13 protein-coding genes are annotated in these 14,760 nt (G+C 76.0%); 7 read left to right on the forward strand and 6 right to left on the reverse strand.

Going from position 1 to position 14,760, the window contains the following annotated elements:
• Positions 1-148: 148 nt before the first annotated feature.
• The 3 genes from ACWGB8_RS21880 to ACWGB8_RS21890 are packed head-to-tail and all read left to right on the forward strand — an operon-like array spanning position 149 to position 2,729.
• Positions 149-907, forward strand: coding sequence for an SDR family oxidoreductase (locus ACWGB8_RS21880; RefSeq protein ID WP_452215219.1), 759 nt, complete (start codon positions 149-151; stop codon positions 905-907).
• Positions 904-1,752 (forward strand): SDR family NAD(P)-dependent oxidoreductase, encoded by an 849-nt coding sequence (locus ACWGB8_RS21885; RefSeq protein WP_452215220.1) that lies wholly within the window; start codon positions 904-906, stop codon positions 1,750-1,752. The genes ACWGB8_RS21880 and ACWGB8_RS21885 overlap by 4 nt, the downstream gene beginning before the upstream one ends.
• The gene (locus ACWGB8_RS21890; RefSeq protein ID WP_452215221.1) at positions 1,749-2,729 is read left to right on the forward strand and encodes an NADPH:quinone oxidoreductase family protein; all 981 of its coding nucleotides are present in this window, start codon (positions 1,749-1,751) and stop codon (positions 2,727-2,729) included. Before ACWGB8_RS21885 ends, ACWGB8_RS21890 begins: the two co-directional genes overlap by 4 nt.
• 34 nt (positions 2,730-2,763) lie before the next feature.
• Here the strand turns inward: ACWGB8_RS21890 and ACWGB8_RS21895 are convergent, their stop codons facing one another.
• On the reverse strand, positions 2,764-3,639 hold the full coding sequence (locus tag ACWGB8_RS21895) for an NAD(P)H-binding protein (protein WP_452215222.1): 876 nt from the start codon (positions 3,637-3,639) through the stop codon (positions 2,764-2,766).
• Positions 3,640-3,753: 114 nt separating this feature from the next.
• On the opposite strand from ACWGB8_RS21895, the gene ACWGB8_RS21900 reads away from it, so the two are divergent.
• Positions 3,754-4,167 carry a winged helix-turn-helix transcriptional regulator gene (locus ACWGB8_RS21900; RefSeq protein WP_452215223.1) on the forward strand — a complete coding sequence of 138 codons (414 nt, stop codon included), beginning with the start codon at positions 3,754-3,756 and terminating at the stop codon, positions 4,165-4,167.
• 102 nt (positions 4,168-4,269) lie between these two features.
• Here ACWGB8_RS21900 and ACWGB8_RS21905 read toward each other — a convergent pair whose 3' ends face one another.
• The 5 genes from ACWGB8_RS21905 to ACWGB8_RS21925 all read right to left on the reverse strand — a co-directional run bounded on the left by ACWGB8_RS21905 (position 4,270) and on the right by ACWGB8_RS21925 (position 9,452).
• Positions 4,270-5,484 carry an acyl-CoA dehydrogenase family protein gene (locus ACWGB8_RS21905; protein WP_452215224.1) on the reverse strand — a complete coding sequence of 405 codons (1,215 nt, stop codon included), beginning with the start codon at positions 5,482-5,484 and terminating at the stop codon, positions 4,270-4,272.
• Between the two features lie 5 nt (positions 5,485-5,489).
• Positions 5,490-6,674 (reverse strand): phosphotransferase family protein, encoded by a 1,185-nt coding sequence (locus tag ACWGB8_RS21910; RefSeq protein WP_452215225.1) that lies wholly within the window; start codon positions 6,672-6,674, stop codon positions 5,490-5,492.
• A gap of 248 nt (positions 6,675-6,922) precedes the next feature.
• A complete protein-coding gene (locus ACWGB8_RS21915; protein ID WP_452215226.1) occupies positions 6,923-7,822 on the reverse strand; it encodes a Gfo/Idh/MocA family protein in 900 nt (299 codons plus the stop codon).
• 111 nt (positions 7,823-7,933) lie between these two features.
• Positions 7,934-8,602, reverse strand: coding sequence for an O-methyltransferase (locus ACWGB8_RS21920; RefSeq protein ID WP_452215231.1), 669 nt, complete (start codon positions 8,600-8,602; stop codon positions 7,934-7,936).
• Between the two features lie 154 nt (positions 8,603-8,756).
• Positions 8,757-9,452, reverse strand: a complete 696-nt coding sequence (locus ACWGB8_RS21925; RefSeq protein ID WP_452215232.1) for a DedA family protein — start codon at positions 9,450-9,452, stop codon at positions 8,757-8,759.
• Between the two features lie 237 nt (positions 9,453-9,689).
• Here ACWGB8_RS21925 and ACWGB8_RS21930 point away from each other — a divergent pair, with 237 nt between their 5' ends.
• From ACWGB8_RS21930 to efeO, 3 genes are all read left to right on the forward strand, one after another.
• Complete coding sequence (locus tag ACWGB8_RS21930) at positions 9,690-10,289, forward strand: phosphoribosylanthranilate isomerase (protein ID WP_452215227.1); 600 nt, start codon at positions 9,690-9,692, stop codon at positions 10,287-10,289.
• Positions 10,290-10,530: 241 nt separating this feature from the next.
• Complete coding sequence (locus tag ACWGB8_RS21935; RefSeq protein WP_452215228.1) at positions 10,531-13,395, forward strand: glycoside hydrolase family 3 C-terminal domain-containing protein; 2,865 nt, start codon at positions 10,531-10,533, stop codon at positions 13,393-13,395.
• 172 nt (positions 13,396-13,567) lie between these two features.
• Entirely contained in the window at positions 13,568-14,707 is a 1,140-nt protein-coding gene (efeO, locus tag ACWGB8_RS21940) for an iron uptake system protein EfeO (RefSeq protein ID WP_452215229.1), read from the forward strand.
• Positions 14,708-14,760 lie beyond the last annotated feature (53 nt).

Consider the following 14,760-nt stretch of genomic DNA (forward strand, 5'->3'; position numbering starts at 1 on the left):
CGGGACGGGACCGGGGCTGACGGGGACGGACCGGGATCCGCCGGGCCCGCCGCGGGGGCGGGCGGGCTGTTGACAGCGTCCCGCACCGACAGCATGCTGAGCAAGCGCTTAGTCACCTCGCCTCGAACCCCCTGCGAAAGGACCCTCCGTGGTGCACTCCTTCAAGGGCCAGGTGGCCCTGGTCACCGGCGCCAGCCGCGGTATCGGCCTCGGGATCGCCCGGGAGCTGGTCGCCCGCGGCGCCCGGGTCTGCCTCACCGCGCGCACCCCCGAAACGCTGGCCGAGGCCGTCCGCGACCTCGGCGGCCCCGAGGTCGCCCTCGGGGTGGCGGGGAAGGCCGACGACCCCGCCCACCAGGAGGAGGCCGTCGCCCGCACGGTCGAGGCGTTCGGGCGGCTCGACCACCTGGTCAACAACACCGGCATCAACCCGGTCTACGGCCCGGTCCTCACCACCGACGAGGCGGCCGCCGCCAAGATCCTCGCCGTCAACGTCCTCGCCCCGCTCGCCTGGACCCGCCACGCGCACGCGGCCTGGATGGGCGAGCACGGCGGCTCCGTGGTCAACATCGCCTCCGTCGCCGGGATCCGCGCCTCCGCCGGCCTGGGCCTGTACGGGGTCAGCAAGGCCGCGCTGATCCGGCTGACCGTCGAACTCGCCGCCGAACTCGGCCCGCAGGGCATCCGGGTCAACGCCGTGGCACCCGCCGTGGTGAAGACGAAGTTCGCCGAGGCTCTGTACACCGGGCGCGAGGAGGAGGTCGCCGCCGCGTACCCGCTCGGCCGGCTCGGGGTGCCCGAGGACGTGGCGGGCGCGGTGGCCTTCTTGCTCTCCTCCGACGCCGGCTGGCTGACCGGCCAGACCCTGGTCGTGGACGGCGGCGTCACCCTCGGCGGCGGGCTGTGACCGGCCCCGCCGACCGGTCGGCCGCCCCGGGCGGCGCACCCGCCCCGCGTACGCCCGCCGACGGCTTCGCCGGCCGGGGCGTCGTCGTCACCGGTGCCGGCCGGGGCATCGGCGCGGCCCTCGCCCTCGCCTTCGCCGGGGCCGGCGGCCGGGTGGTCGTCAACGACCTCGACCCGGCCGCCGCCCGTACGGTGGCCGGCGCCATCGGCGCCCGCGCCGTCGCCGCCCCCGGCGACGCGGCGAGCCCCGAGGGCGTGGCCGCCCTGGTCGCCGCGGCCCGCGCCGAACTCGGCGAGATCGACATCTGGTGTGCCAACGCCGGCGTCGCCCCGGGCGGCGGGGCCGACGCCCCCGCCGCGGCCTGGGCGAGCGCCTGGGAGGTCAACGTCCTGGCCCACGTCCGGGCCGCCGAACTGCTGCTCCCCCGCTGGCTGGAGCGCGGCGAGGGCCGGTTCGTGGCCACCGTCTCGGCCGCGGGGCTGCTCACCATGCTCGGCTCGGCCCCGTACTCGGCCACCAAGCACGCCGCTCTGGCCTTCGCCGAGTGGCTCGCCGCCACCTACCGCCACCGCGGCCTGCGGGTGCACGCGCTCTGCCCGGCCGGCGTCCGCACCGGCCTGCTGGACGCCGCGGGGCCGGTCGCCGCCGCGCTGCTCGCACCGACCGCGCTGGACCCGGAGGACGTCGCCGAGGCGGCCCTCGACGGGATCCGCGCCGAACGCTTCCTGCTGCTGCCGCACCCCGAGGTGGCCGGCCACGCCGCCGCCCGCACCGCCGACCCGGACCGCTGGCTCGACGGCATGAACCGCCTGCAGCAGGGCCTGGAGATGGGGGGTGCGCTGTGAGGGCCTGGCAGGTCGCCGCACTCGGCGAACCCCGTGACGCGATGCGGCTCGCCGCGGACGTCCCCCGCCCGGTGCCCGGACCGGGGCAGCTGCTGGTCCGGGTGCGTGCCGCCGCCGTGAACTTCCCGGACGCCCTGATGGTCCGCGGCCACTACCAGGTGCGCCCGCCGCTGCCGTTCACCCCGGGCGTGGAGCTGTGCGGGGAGGTCGTCGAACCGGCCGGGCCCTGGCCCCGCGGCGAGCGGGTGGTCGGCACCCCGGTGCTGCCCGGCGGCGCGTTCGCCGAGTACGCCCTGCTGGACGCCGGTGCCGCCTTCCGCGCGCCCGACGCCCTGGACGACGCCGAGGCCGCCGCCCTGCACATCGGCCACCAGACGGCCTGGTTCGCCCTGCACCGGCGTGCCGCGCTGCGGCCGGGCGAGACGCTGCTGGTGCACGCGGCGGCGGGCGGGGTGGGCAGCGCGGCCGTCCAACTGGGCCGGGCCGCCGGGGCGCGGGTGATCGCGGTCGTCGGCGGGCCCGGGAAGGCCGCGGTGGCCCGCGAGCTGGGCGCCGACCTGGTGGTCGACCGGACCGCCGAGGACTTCGTGGCGGCGGTCAAGGAGGCGACCGGCGGGCGGGGCGCCGACGTGGTCTTCGACCCGGTCGGCGGCGACGCCTACACCGGCTCGGCCCGCTGCACCGCGTTCGAGGGCCGGATCGTGGTGGTGGGGTTCGCCGGGGGCCAGATCCCGGCACCCGCCCTCAACCACGCGTTGGTGAAGAACTACAGCATCCTCGGCCTGCACTGGGGCCTCTACGCCACCCGTGACCCGCAGGCCGTCCGCACCGCCCACGCGGAGCTGACCGCGCTCGCCGACCGCGGCGCGGTCCGCCCGCTGGTGAGCGCCCGACTGCCGCTGGCGCAGGCCGCGGAGGCGGTCCAGCTGGTGGCCGACGGCCGCAGCACGGGCCGGCTGGTGGTGCTCCCGGACTGAGGCCGGCGCCGCGGCCGGGCCCACGGCGGACGGGCTACCGTGCGTCCGTGCCCACCCGCGCACCAGCACCCGCCGCGATCACCTCCAGGGCCGGTCGCGGCGGGCGGCCGAGCAGCTGCGGCAGGTGGTTGTCGAGCCCGCGGCCGTCCAGGAAGCCGTGCGCGATGGCCGAGTAGGTGCCCACCAGCATCGGCACCTGGAACGGCACCGCGCCGGAACCCGCCACCGCCCGCCGCGCCCCGGCCAGCGAGGCGGGCCGGTAGACGACCGGGCGGCCCGCGCCGCTGAGCGCCCCGGCGAGGTCGGCGCCGCCGATCGCCCGCTCCCCCACCAGTTCGTAGACGCGGCCCGCGTGCCGCTCCGGGGCCAGCGCGACGGTCGCGGCGACCTCGGCGAGGTCGGCTCGGGCGACCGCCGCCAGCCGGCCCTCGCCCAGCGGCGCAGTGATCACACCGTCGGCGTCCGGGGCGGCCAGGGCGCCGAGCAGTTCCGCGTACAGGCCGTTGCGCAGCACCGTCCAGCCGGGCACGGTCGAGGCGGCGAGCCGGCGCTCGGTCCAGCGGTGGGCCAGGGCGTACGCCAGGTGGTCGCCGTCGCCGGAGAGGCTGGTGTAGACGACGTGCCGGACGCCGGCCCGCTCGGCGGCCCCGATCGCGGCCCCGTGCCGGGCGATCACCGTGTCGTCCTCGCCGTAGCCGGCGGAGATCAGCAGCAGCGTCCGGACGCCCGCGAAGGCGGCGTCCAGGCTCGCGGGGTCGTCGAAGTCGACCCGGCGGGTGGGCGGTCCGCCGTCCGCCGGGTCGGGGGTGCGGGTGCCGAGCACCAGGCGGACGTCCTCGCCCGCCCGGGCGGTGAGCTCGTCGACGACGAGCCGGCCGAGGCCGCCGTTGACTCCGGTGACGAGAAGCATGGTCCCTCCGATGGGCCGTCGACGTGGTCGTCGAGGTGGTCGTCGCTGCGGTCGTCGTGCCGCGACGGCTTCCATCGTGCTCAGTATGATCATCCGGCGTAAGGAGGCACATTCATGTCAGTGGGGCACACCGGGGTAACCACCCCCCGTCCGGTGGTCTGGTGCGAGGACGGTGTGGACTGCGGCATCCGCGACGTCCTGAACCGGCTCGGCGACAAGTGGTCGGTCCTGGTGGTCGTCGAACTCGCCCAGGGCGTACGGCGGTTCCGCGAGCTCCAGCGCTCCCTGCCGGGCATCTCGCAGCGCATGCTGACCCTGACCGTGCGCCGGCTGGAGCGGGACGGCCTGGTCTCGCGAACCGTCCACCCGACCGTCCCGCCGCAGGTGGAGTACGAGCTGACCGCGCTCGGGCACGAGCTGACCCACCTGGTCCGCGCCATGGCGGACTGGTCGTACGACCACCACGACGCGATCCTGGACTCCCGTCGCCGCTGGGACGAGGCCAACCCGGACAGCGAGATCCGCTGAGGCACCGCCCGGGCGCGGGCCGGTGTTCCCGGGCGCGACGGCCGCCGGGGCGTGGGCAGGTGTTCCCGGGCGCGACAGCCGCCCGGGCGGGACGGCCTCGGCTCAGGCGCGGTACTTGCGCAACTCCCGTCGGGCGAGCGAGCGCTTGTGCACCTCGTCCGGGCCGTCGGCCAGCCGCAGGGTGCGGTTGCCCGCCCACAGCTGGGCCAGCGGGGTGTCCTGGCTGACCCCGGCCGCGCCGTGCGCCTGGACGGCCTTGTCGAGGATCCACTCCACCGTCCGCGGGGTGGCGATCTTGATGGCCTGGATCTCGGTGTGCGCCCCGCGGTTGCCGACGGTGTCCATCAGCCAGGCGGTCTTCAGCACCAGGAGCCTCAACTGCTCGATGCGGACCCGGGATTCGGCGATCCAGTCCTGGACGACGCCCTGCTCGGCGAGCGGCCGGCCGAAGGCGACGCGGTCCAGCGTGCGGCGGCACATCAGCTCGACGGCCCGTTCGGCGATGCCGATGGCGCGCATGCAGTGGTGGATCCGGCCCGGCCCCAACCGGGCCTGGGCGATGGCGAATCCGTCGCCCTCCGCACCGATCAGGTTCTCCACCGGCACCCGGGCGTCCTCGAACAGCACCTCGGCGTGGCCGCCGTGGTCGGCGTCGTCGTAGCCGAAGACCGTCATGCCCCGGCGCACCGTGACGCCCGGGGTGTCACGGGGGACGAGGATCATGCTCTGCTGCCGGTGCGGCGCCGCCCCGGGATCGGTCCGGCCCATCACCACGAGGATCCGGCACTCGGGGTTCATCGCCCCGGTGATGTACCACTTGCGGCCGTTGACCAGGTACGTGTCGCCGTCCCGCTCGATCCGGGTGGCGATGTTGGAGGCGTCCGAGGAGGCCACCTCGGGCTCGGTCATGGCGAAGGCCGAACGGATCCCGCCGTCGAGCAGCGGCCGGAGCCACTGCCGCCGCTGCTCCTCGGTGCCGAACTGGGCGAGCAGTTCCATGTTCCCGGTGTCCGGAGCCGCGCAGTTGAGCGCGGGCGGCGCCAACTGCGGGCTACGACCCGTGATTTCGGCGAGCGGCGCGTACTGGAGGTTGCTCAGGCCGGCACCGTCCCCACCGGGGAGGAAGAGGTTCCACAGGCCCTGCTTGCGTGCCGCGCGCTGCAGTTCGCCGACGATCGGCGGCACCGTCCAGGCGGGGCGGGCCGGATCGGCGAGCTGCTCGGCCAGCACGGCCTCGGCCGGGTACACCTGTGCGGCCATGAACGCCTCCAGCTGCTCGCGCAGTTCGAGCGTCCGGGCGTCGGGGGCGAAGTCCATCGGGGTCACTGCTCCTTGCGAGGGGTGGGGGCGGTGCGGTCGGCATCCGGGCGGTCGGCGGCGGCGGGGCGCAGCGTGGCCAGTCCGTGCTCGACGAGGACGGGGGCCATCGCCCCGGCCCGTTCGAAGCCCGCGCCGAGGGTGCCGCCCTGCCGGTAGCGGTAGTGGATGCCCTCGGCGACGACGGCGAGCTTGAAGGAGGCGAAGGCCACGTACCAGTCGAGTTCGGCGGCGTCCCGGCCGGTCTCCGCGGCGTAGCGGCCGACCAGTTCGGCGGCCGACGGGAAGCCGGGTGCGGTCGCCGCGGACGGGATCAACCCGCCGCCGACCCCGGCGAGTTCGGTGTACATCACCAGCAGTCCGACATCGGTGAGCGGATCGCCGAGGGTCGACATCTCCCAGTCCAGCACCGCTCCGATCCGGTCGGCACCGCGGGAACCGCCCGGCCCCGAACCGCCGACGCCCGGACCCGAGCCGCCGCCCCCGCCCGGGCCGCCGGGGCCGTTCAGTGCGTCGGCGCTGTCGACCAGGACGTTGTCGAGCCGGTAGTCGCCGTGTACCAGGGCCGCGGCCGGGGAGGCCGGGAGCCGTTCGGCGAGCAGGGCGCACAGCCGGTCGATGCCGGGCAGTTCGCGGCTGCGCGAGGCGGCGAGCTGGGTGGACCAGCGGCGCAGCTGGCGCTCCAGGTACCCCTCGGGTCGGCCGAAGTCGGCGAGCCCGACCGCCGCGGGGTCGATCCGGTGCAGGGCCACCAGGGTGTCGACCAGCCTCAGCCCGAGGGCCCGGACCCGCTGCTCGCCGAGGGCGGCCAGGGCGTCGGCGTCCCGGTGGGCGGTGCCGGGGACGTACGCCATCAGGTACCAGGGGGCACCGAGGACCCGGTCGGTCGGATCGAACAGCAGGGTGGCCGGCACCGGCACCTCGGTGCCGTGCAGCGCGGTCATCACCCGGTACTCGCGGCCCATGTCGTGCGCGGTCGCGAGGACGTGGCCGAGCGGCGGGCGGCGGAGCACCCAGCGGTCGGCGCCGCCGGTGAGCAGGTAGGTGAGGTTGGAGCGGCCGCCCTCGATCAGCTCGGCGCGCAGCGGCCCCCCGACGCCCCCGGGGAGCTCGCGCTCCAGGTGCGCGCGGAGGGCGGCCAGGTCGAGCCCCGGCGGGTCGCCGGCGGGCTGCGCGGGGGTGTCGGGCATCGGCTCACTCCTCGGGGAAGGTGACTAAGCGCTTGCTCAGCATTCAGCCCGCGCGCCCGCCCTGTCAACGCCCCGGCCCCCGCAACGCCTCCGCCGTATCGCCGCCCCCGCACAGCGGCCCCGCCGAAACGCCCGCCCACCTGCTCGCCCGCCACCGCCCGCACACGCCCGCACACGACGGAGGCCCGCACCGGGCGCCACCCGGTGCGGGCCTCCGTACGGGCCTCCGTAAGGGCCGGCCGCCGCCCTCAGACGTCGACCGTGGACCCCGAGGCGAGCGAGCGCTCGGCCGCCGCCAGGATCTCCACCACCCGCAGGCCGAAGCGCGCGTCGCAGGGGTGCGCCTCGCCGGTGCGCGCCGACTCCAGCAGCGCGTCCACGGCCCGCTGCAGCGCCCGGACGGGGCCCTCGCCGCGCTCGGGCAGCTGGACCGTCCCGGCCTCGCCGCGCAGCTCCATGCCGGTGCCGCCGCCCTCGACCGGGGCGGTGAGGCTGAGCGCGAGCGTGCTGGAGGCGCCGCCCTCGTGCCGCAGCACCAGGTGGACGGTGTCCCGGGGCCCGTCCACCGCCGTGACCCGGGTGGCGTCGCCGAGCACCGGGAGCAGCACCGACAGCGCATGCGGGCCGACGTCCCAGAGCGCGCCCTTCTCCCGGCGCCACGGCGAGGCCGCGTACGGGCTGCCGCTGCCGGGTGCGAACACCGAGCCGAGCCAGTCGGAACGCCCGGTGAACCAGCCGCCGACGGCGGCCTGCTTCTCGATCCACGGCTGCTGCTCCCCGCCGAAGCGGACGGTGAAGAACACCACCGAGGCGACCCGGTGCGCGGCGGTGGCCTCGACCACCCGGTGGGCGTCGGAGACGGTCAGCGCGACCGGCTTGTCCAGCAGCAGGTGGCAGCCGGCCTCGGCGGCGCGCACCGCCAGTTCGGCCTGCACGGTCGGCGGCAGCGCGATGGAGACGGCGTCGACGTCGGCGAGCAGCCGGTCGAGGTCCGCGTAGCCGGGGGCGCCGTGGGCCGCGCCCAGCGCGGCAGCCGCCTCGGGCCGCCGGCCCCAGACACCCGCCAGCTCCACCCCGGGGTGCCCGGCGAGGACGGGCGCGTGCACCCGCTCCGCCCAGGGGCCGGTGCCCAGCAGTCCGATCCTCATCCGTACCACTCCGCCTCTCCTGTCGTGCTGACGTACCGACCTGCGGACCCGCCTACCCACCGACCTGCCGACCTGCCGACCCGCGGTCCTGCCGTGCGCGCCGCGCCGTGCTCAGCCCTGGACGCGGGCCAGGGTGAAGCCGTCGTAGCCCTTGCTGCCCACGGTCTGGACCGAGGTCGCCGAGACCCGCGGCTCGGCGGCGATCAGGTCGTGCAGCCGCCGGGTGCCGAGCACCGCCGGGTCGGTGGAGTCGGCGTCGGCGACCGCGCCGGCCCGCACCACGTTGTCCACGACGATCAGCGAACCGGGCCGGGTCAGCCGCAGCGCCCAGCCGAAGTAGTCGGGGTTGCTCGGCTTGTCGGCGTCGATGAAGACCAGGTCGAAGGGCTCGGTGCCGTCCGCGGCCAGCGCCGCCAGCGAGTCGGCGGCCGGGCCGGTGCGCACCTCGGCGATCTTCTCCAGCCCGGCCCGGGCGAGGTTGCCCCGGGCGACCTCGGCGTGGACCGGGTCGAGCTCCAGGGTAATCAGCGTGCCGTCGGCGGGCAGGGCGCGGGCCAGCCAGATGGCGCTGTAGCCGGCCAGCGTGCCGACCTCCAGGATCCGGCGGGCGCCCAGCGTGAGGGCGAGCAGGTGGAGCAGCTTGCCCTGGTTGGGCGCGACGGCGATGCGGGGCAGTCCGGCCGCGTCGGCGTCGGCCTGGGCTGCCTCCAGGACCGGGTCGTGGCCGACCAGCCGTTCCACGAAGTACGCGTCCACCGCGTCCCAGGTCCGCCTGTCCATCGGCTCCATCGGCCCTCCTCGGTGCTGACCGCCGGATGTCGCCGCGCGTCACCGCACGGCGGGGATTGTCACCGTACGTCACCGCCGGGACAGCCCCAGATGCTATCCCGGCGGTACGGCCGTCCTGGCGAAGCGGCGTCCGCCGCGCGGCGTGTCAGTCAGCGGTGGCCGGGGCCGCCGCGGGGGCCGGGGCCGTCGCGGGGGCCGGGGCGGCGGCGGTCTGCGCCGCGTCCTCCGCCTCGCGCTGCGCCTTGGCCTTGGCGGCGCGGCGCTTCAGCAGCCACGCCGAGAAGGCGCCGCCGAGTGCGGCCAGCACCAGACCGGCCCAGGAGAAGCTCTTCAGCCACTGCTCGGCGACCTTGCCGACCTGGTAGACGGCCCAGGTGGTGCCGCCGGCCCAGACGATGCCGCCCAGCACGTTGGCGACCAGGAAGCGCCAGTACGGCATCTTCAGCGCGCCCGCCAGCGGACCGGCGAAGATCCGCAGCAGGGCGATGAACCGGCCGAAGAAGACCGCCCACATGCCCCACTTCTGGAACGAGCGCTCGGCGCTGGCCAGGTGGTCCGGCCCGAAGTGCTTGGGGAACTTCCGCCCCAGCTTCTCGAACAGCGGCTTGCCGCCGCGTCGTCCGATCGAGTAGCCGATCGAGTCGCCGACGATCGCCCCCACGATCGCGCAGATCGCCACGCCCCACGGGCTGACCACGCCCTGCGCCGCGAGCAGCGCGGACGACACCAGGGCGATCTCGCCCGGCAGCGGGATGCCGAGACTCTCCAGCCCGATGATCAGGCCCACCATCGCGTACACCGCCGTCGGCGGGATGCCCTCGATGAGGTGCTCGATGTTCAGCAAGGCCGGTACCTCCGTGGCAGGCCGAGGCAGCGCCCGGCCAGGCGTGTCTCGACGGTTCCGTGTGCGGCAGCGCCGCTCCCCGAATGGGCAGCCTAACGTGCCGGGCCGGCGTTCCCCCGGCCCGCGGCGGGTGCGGGGGCCCGACCGGGCACTGCGCCGACCCGGCCGGCCGGGCACTACGCTGGCGTGGCCGGCCGGGCCGGTGGGGTCGCCGAGTGGGGAGTGTCCGGGAACGTGTTCGTGAAGATCTGCGGTCTGAGCACCGCTGCGGACGTCGCGACGGCCGTCGCGGCCGGCGCCGACGCGGTGGGCTTCGTGCTCACCGAGAGCCCGCGCCGGGTGGCGCCGGAGCTGGTCCGGGAGCTGGTGGCCGCGGTGCCCGAGGAGGTGCTGACCGTCGCGGTGTTCCGGGAGGAGCCGGCCGAGTACGTCCGGGCGGCCGTGCGCGCGTCCGGGGTGCGGGCCGCGCAGCTGCACGGCAACCACCCGCCCGCCGCCTTCGCCGAGCTGGCCGACCTGGGCCTGCCGCTGATCCGGGCCACCTCGGCCGCGGCCGCGGCCGGCTCCGACTGCGGGGACTTCGGCGAGGAGCTGCTCCTGCTGGACTCGCCGGTGCCGGGCTCCGGCGAGGCGTGGGACTGGTCCGAGCTGGGTGCCAGGCCGCCCGCCGGACGGTGGATGCTGGCCGGCGGGCTGCACCCGGCGAACGTCGGCGCGGCGATCGCCGCGGCCCGGCCGTGGGGCGTGGACGTCTCGAGCGGGGTCGAGGCCCGGCGCGGGGTGAAGGACCCGGCGCTGATCACGGAGTTCGTCCGGGCCGCCAAGGCCGGCTGAGGCCGCACCGCCCGCTCGGCTTCACCACTCCAGGCCCGCCGCCCACGGCCCCGCGGCTTCACGGCTGCAGGCCCCGCGGCTTCACCACTCCAGGCCCGCGGCCCCGCGGGCGGCGGCGGTGACCGCCGCGGCGGCGACACGCCCGCGCCGGTACGGTCCGGGCTCCGGAGCAGCGCAGGCATTGTGACGGACCATCGGACGACGGGCCCGCTCCGGGCCGCCCCTCGTCGATCGGCGCCGCATGCCCCCGCTCCCCCGCCGTCCCCGCACCCTCCTCGCCGGGCTCGGAGGCTGCCTGCTGGCGGCCTCCCTGCTGCCCGTCCCGGCGGCAGCCGCGGCCACCGCCCGAGCCGCCGCCGCACCCCTGCTCGCCGTCGCCGCCGAGCCGCTGGAGCAGCGCGTCGAGTCGCTGCTGGCCCGGTTGACGACGCAGGAGAAGGCGCGGCTGCTGCAGGGCGTCCCCGCCCCGCACGGGGTGCACTCGGTGGGGTACGTCGAGGGCGTTCCCCGGTTGGGCATCCCGCCGCTGCTGCTGGCCGACGGCCCGGCGGGCGTCCGGGACGGGCAGCCGGCCACCGCGCTGCCCGCGCCGGTGTCGCTCGCCGCCGCGTTCGACCCGGTGCTGGCGGGCACGTACGGTTCGGTGCTGGGTCGCGAGGCGCGGGCCCGCGGCTACCGGGTGCTCTACTCGCCGATGGTGAACGTGGTGCGGATCCCGCAGGGCGGGCGGAACTTCGAGACCCTGGGCGAGGACCCGCTGCTGGCCGGGCGGCTCGCCGCCGCGCAGGTCCGGGCCGTCCAGGCGCACGGTGTCGCGGCGCAGGTCAAGCACTACGCGGCGAACAACCAGGAGAAGGACCGCGAGTCGTTCAGCTCCGAGGTGGACGAGCGGACGCTCGCCGAGATCGAGCTGCCGGCCTTCCGCGCCGCCGTCCAGGACGGGCGGGCGTGGTCCGCGATGTGCGGCTACAACCCGGTCAACGGGATCTGGGCCTGCGAGAACTTCCCGCTGCTGCGCGACGTGCTGAAGGGCCGGTGGGGCTTCGACGGGGTGGTCGGCTCCGACTACCCCGCCACCCACTCGGCGGTCAACGCCGCGGCGGCCGGGCTCGACCAGGAGTTCGGCGGCTCGACGCACTTCACCGGGCTGGCCGACGCCGTGGCCGACGGGCGGCTCGCCCCCGCGATCCTCGACGACCAGGCCCGGCGGGTCCTGCGGCTGATGGCCCGGACCGGGGCGCTGGACGGCGGGCAGCCGCCCGCCTCGGACCCGGCCGCGGGCGCCCGGGACGCCAGGGCCGCCGCGGTCGCGGGCACCGTCCTGCTGCGCAACCAGCAGTCGGTGCTGCCGCTGGACGCCGCCCGGCTGGGCTCGGTCGCGGTGCTCGGCCCCTGGGCCGACCGGGCCTACACGGGCGGGTACGGCTCCTCGCACGTCACCCCGTACCCGGAGCACACGGTGACGCCCCGCCAGGGCATCGCGGCCCGGGTCGGCTCCGGGGTGACCGTCCGCCACCACAAGGGCGACGACGCCGAGGCGGCGGCCCGGCTGGCGGCGGCCTCGGACGTGGCGGTGGTGGTGGTCGGCGACGAGGAGACCGAGGGCGCCGACCGCAGCACGCTGGCCCTGACCGCGGCGGACGACGCGCTCGTACGGGCCGTCGCCCGCGCCAACCCGCGCACCGTGGTGGTGCTCAACACCGGCGGCCCGGTGACCATGCCGTGGCTGGAGGAGGTGCCGGCGGTCGTGGAGGCCTGGTACCCGGGCGAGCAGAGCGGCGCGGCACTCGCCGACGTGCTGTTCGGCGACGCCGACCCGGCCGGCCGACTGCCCGTCACCTTCCCCACCTCGGAGGCGGCCACGCCGATCGGCGACCCCGCGCAGTACCCGGGCGTGGACGGCGCCTACCACTACACCGAGCGGCTGGGCGTCGGCTACCGCTGGTACGACGCGGCCGGGGTGGCGCCGATGTTCCCGTTCGGACACGGCCTCTCGTACACCACCTTCGGGTACGCGAACCTCACCGTGGAGGGGCCGGACGCCGCCGGGCGGGTGCGGGTCGGCTTCGACGTCACCAACCGCGGCGGCCGGACCGGCACCGAGGTGCCCCAGCTCTACCTGGCCTTCCCCGGGGCCGCCGGCGAACCCCCGCAGCAGCTCAAGGGCTTCGACAAGGTCACCCTGGCCCCCGGGGCCTCCCGGCACGTGGAGATCCGGCTCGACCGGGAGTCCTTCGCCCACTGGAACCCGCAGGTCCACGGCTGGGAGGTGGCCGGCGGCCGGTACGGGATCACCGTCGGCGCGTCCTCCCGCGCGCCCCGGCTGACCGGCGCGGTGCAGGTACCGGCCTCGGCCGCCGTCTCCACCTGGTCGGGCCGGGTCACCGCCGAGGACGGCGGCTGCCTGGACGCGGGAGCCGTCGCGGACGGCAGCGGGCCCGTCCGGACGGCCGCCTGCGAGGGCACCGCGGCGCAGGAGGCCACGGTCGGCTCGGACGCCACGATCCGCTTCCTCGGCGGCTGCCTGCACCCCGCGGGCACGGCCGACGGCGCCGAACTCGGGCTGCAGGACTGCACCGGCGCCGGGGCGCAGCGCTGGACGGTCCGCCCGGACCGCTCGATCGCCCACCCGGACTCCGGCCGCTGCCTGCACGCCGCGGACGGCCTCCTGCGGCTGCGCACCTGCTCCGGCGCCGCCGAGCAGCGGTTCCGCACCCCCCGGCCGAGCGGGCCGGTCACCGGCATCGCCGGCCGGTGCACGGACGTCGACCGCGCGGCCACCGTCAACGGCACCGCCGTGCAGCTCTACCACTGCAACTCCACCGGCGCGCAGGACTGGACCGTCCAGCAGGACGACACGCTGCGGGCGTTCGGCCGCTGCCTGGACGTCACCGACGGCCGGACCGCCGCCGGCACGCCGATCCAGCTGTACGACTGCAACGGCACCGGCGCCCAGGCCTGGCAGCACCGGCCGGACGGCACGCTGCTCAACCCGGTGTCGGGCCGCTGCCTGGACGCCCGTGACGGCAGCAGTGCGGACTTCACCCGGCTTCAGCTGTGGGACTGCCACGGGGGCGCCAACCAGCGCTGGATCCTGCCGTCCTGAGGCCGGCGCCCCGGCGGCGGGAGGCGGGCCAGGTCGGCGGGAGGGCGCCGGTCGAAACGCTCCGCGGGCAGTTTTTACCTGCCCGAGATCTGACGGTGCAAAGGTTGTTAGGCATGCCTATCCTGCTCTACTGTCTGCCAGCCGACAGCTGCCCTCACCCCCCGGAGTCGCCATGTCCTCCCGCCGTACGACCGCGGCTTCCGCCCTTCTCGTCCTCGCCGTCACCGGCGCCGCCCTCACCGGCTGCACCGAGAAGAAGGCCGACGCGGGCTCCGGCGACGCGGTTCAGGTCAACGCCTCCGACAGCGCGTGCGAGGTCTCGAAGACCAGCTTCCCCGGCGGCCACGTGCAGCTGTCGGTGCACAACAAGGGCTCCAAGGTCACCGAGGTGTACGTCTACGCCCCCGGCGACCGGATCGTCACCGAGCGCGAGAACATAGGCCCCGGCACCAAGGTCGTCATCTCCGCCGAGATCAAGCCCGGCAGCTACGAGATCGCCTGCAAGCCGGGCATGGTCGGCGACGGCATCCGACAGAAGGTCACCCTCACCGGTGACGGCGCGGCGGCCAAGAGCGACCCGCGCCTCGACGCCGCGGTCGCCGCCTACCGCAAGTACGTCCAGGAGCAGGCCGACGCCACCATCCCGGCGGTCGAGGCGTTCGCCGCCGCCGTGAAGGCCGGTGACGTCGAGAAGGCCAAGGCCCTGTACGCGCCCTCGCGCATCGGCTGGGAGCGCACCGAGCCGGTCGCCGAGAGCTTCGGCGACATCGACCCCAAGACCGACCTCCGCGAGGACGGCCTGGAGCCGAACCAGGAGTGGACCGGCTGGCACCGGCTGGAGAAGTCGCTCTGGGCCGACAAGAAGATCGACGACGGCGACCGCAAGCTCGCCGAGCAGCTGGTCGCCGACCTGAAGGACTGGCAGAAGCGCGTCGGCTCGGCCGACATCACCCCCACCGGCATGGGCAACGGCGCCAAGGAGCTGCTGGACGAGGTCGCCACCGGCAAGGTCACCGGCGAGGAGGAGCGCTACAGCCACACCGACCTGGTCGACTTCAACGCCAACGTCGAGGGCGCCAAGAAGGCGTACGAGCTACTCAAGCCGTACGCCGCGGAGAAGGAGCCGGAGCTCTCCAAGTCGCTGGACGCCGCGTTCGGCGCGCTGGAGGCGCTGCTCGCCAAGTACCGCCAGGGCGACACCTTCGCCTCCTACGACACCGTCACCGAGGCCGAGCGCAAGGTCTTCTCGGACGCGGTGAACGGCCTGGCCGAGCCGCTGTCCAAGCTCGCGGCCGCCGTCGTCGTCCAGTAGTCGCCCCCACCCGACTCCACCCCCGCGCTGCCGTGGCGGCCCCCGTCCACGGG

It is taken from the genome of Kitasatospora sp. NPDC054939 (assembly GCF_053610105.1).

Coding starts and splice junctions, on each gene's coding strand:
- ACWGB8_RS21895 (WP_452215222.1), bottom strand. CDS start 3,639: ATGCTTCTCGTCACCGGAGTCAACGGCGGCCTCGGCCGGCTCGTCGTC.
- ACWGB8_RS21900 (WP_452215223.1), top strand. CDS start 3,754: ATGTCAGTGGGGCACACCGGGGTAACCACCCCCCGTCCGGTGGTCTGG.
- ACWGB8_RS21905 (WP_452215224.1), bottom strand. CDS start 5,484: ATGGACTTCGCCCCCGACGCCCGGACGCTCGAACTGCGCGAGCAGCTG.
- ACWGB8_RS21910 (WP_452215225.1), bottom strand. CDS start 6,674: ATGCCCGACACCCCCGCGCAGCCCGCCGGCGACCCGCCGGGGCTCGAC.
- ACWGB8_RS21915 (WP_452215226.1), bottom strand. CDS start 7,822: ATGAGGATCGGACTGCTGGGCACCGGCCCCTGGGCGGAGCGGGTGCAC.
- ACWGB8_RS21920 (WP_452215231.1), bottom strand. CDS start 8,602: ATGGACAGGCGGACCTGGGACGCGGTGGACGCGTACTTCGTGGAACGG.
- ACWGB8_RS21935 (WP_452215228.1), top strand. CDS start 10,531: ATGCCCCCGCTCCCCCGCCGTCCCCGCACCCTCCTCGCCGGGCTCGGA.
- efeO (WP_452215229.1), top strand. CDS start 13,568: ATGTCCTCCCGCCGTACGACCGCGGCTTCCGCCCTTCTCGTCCTCGCC.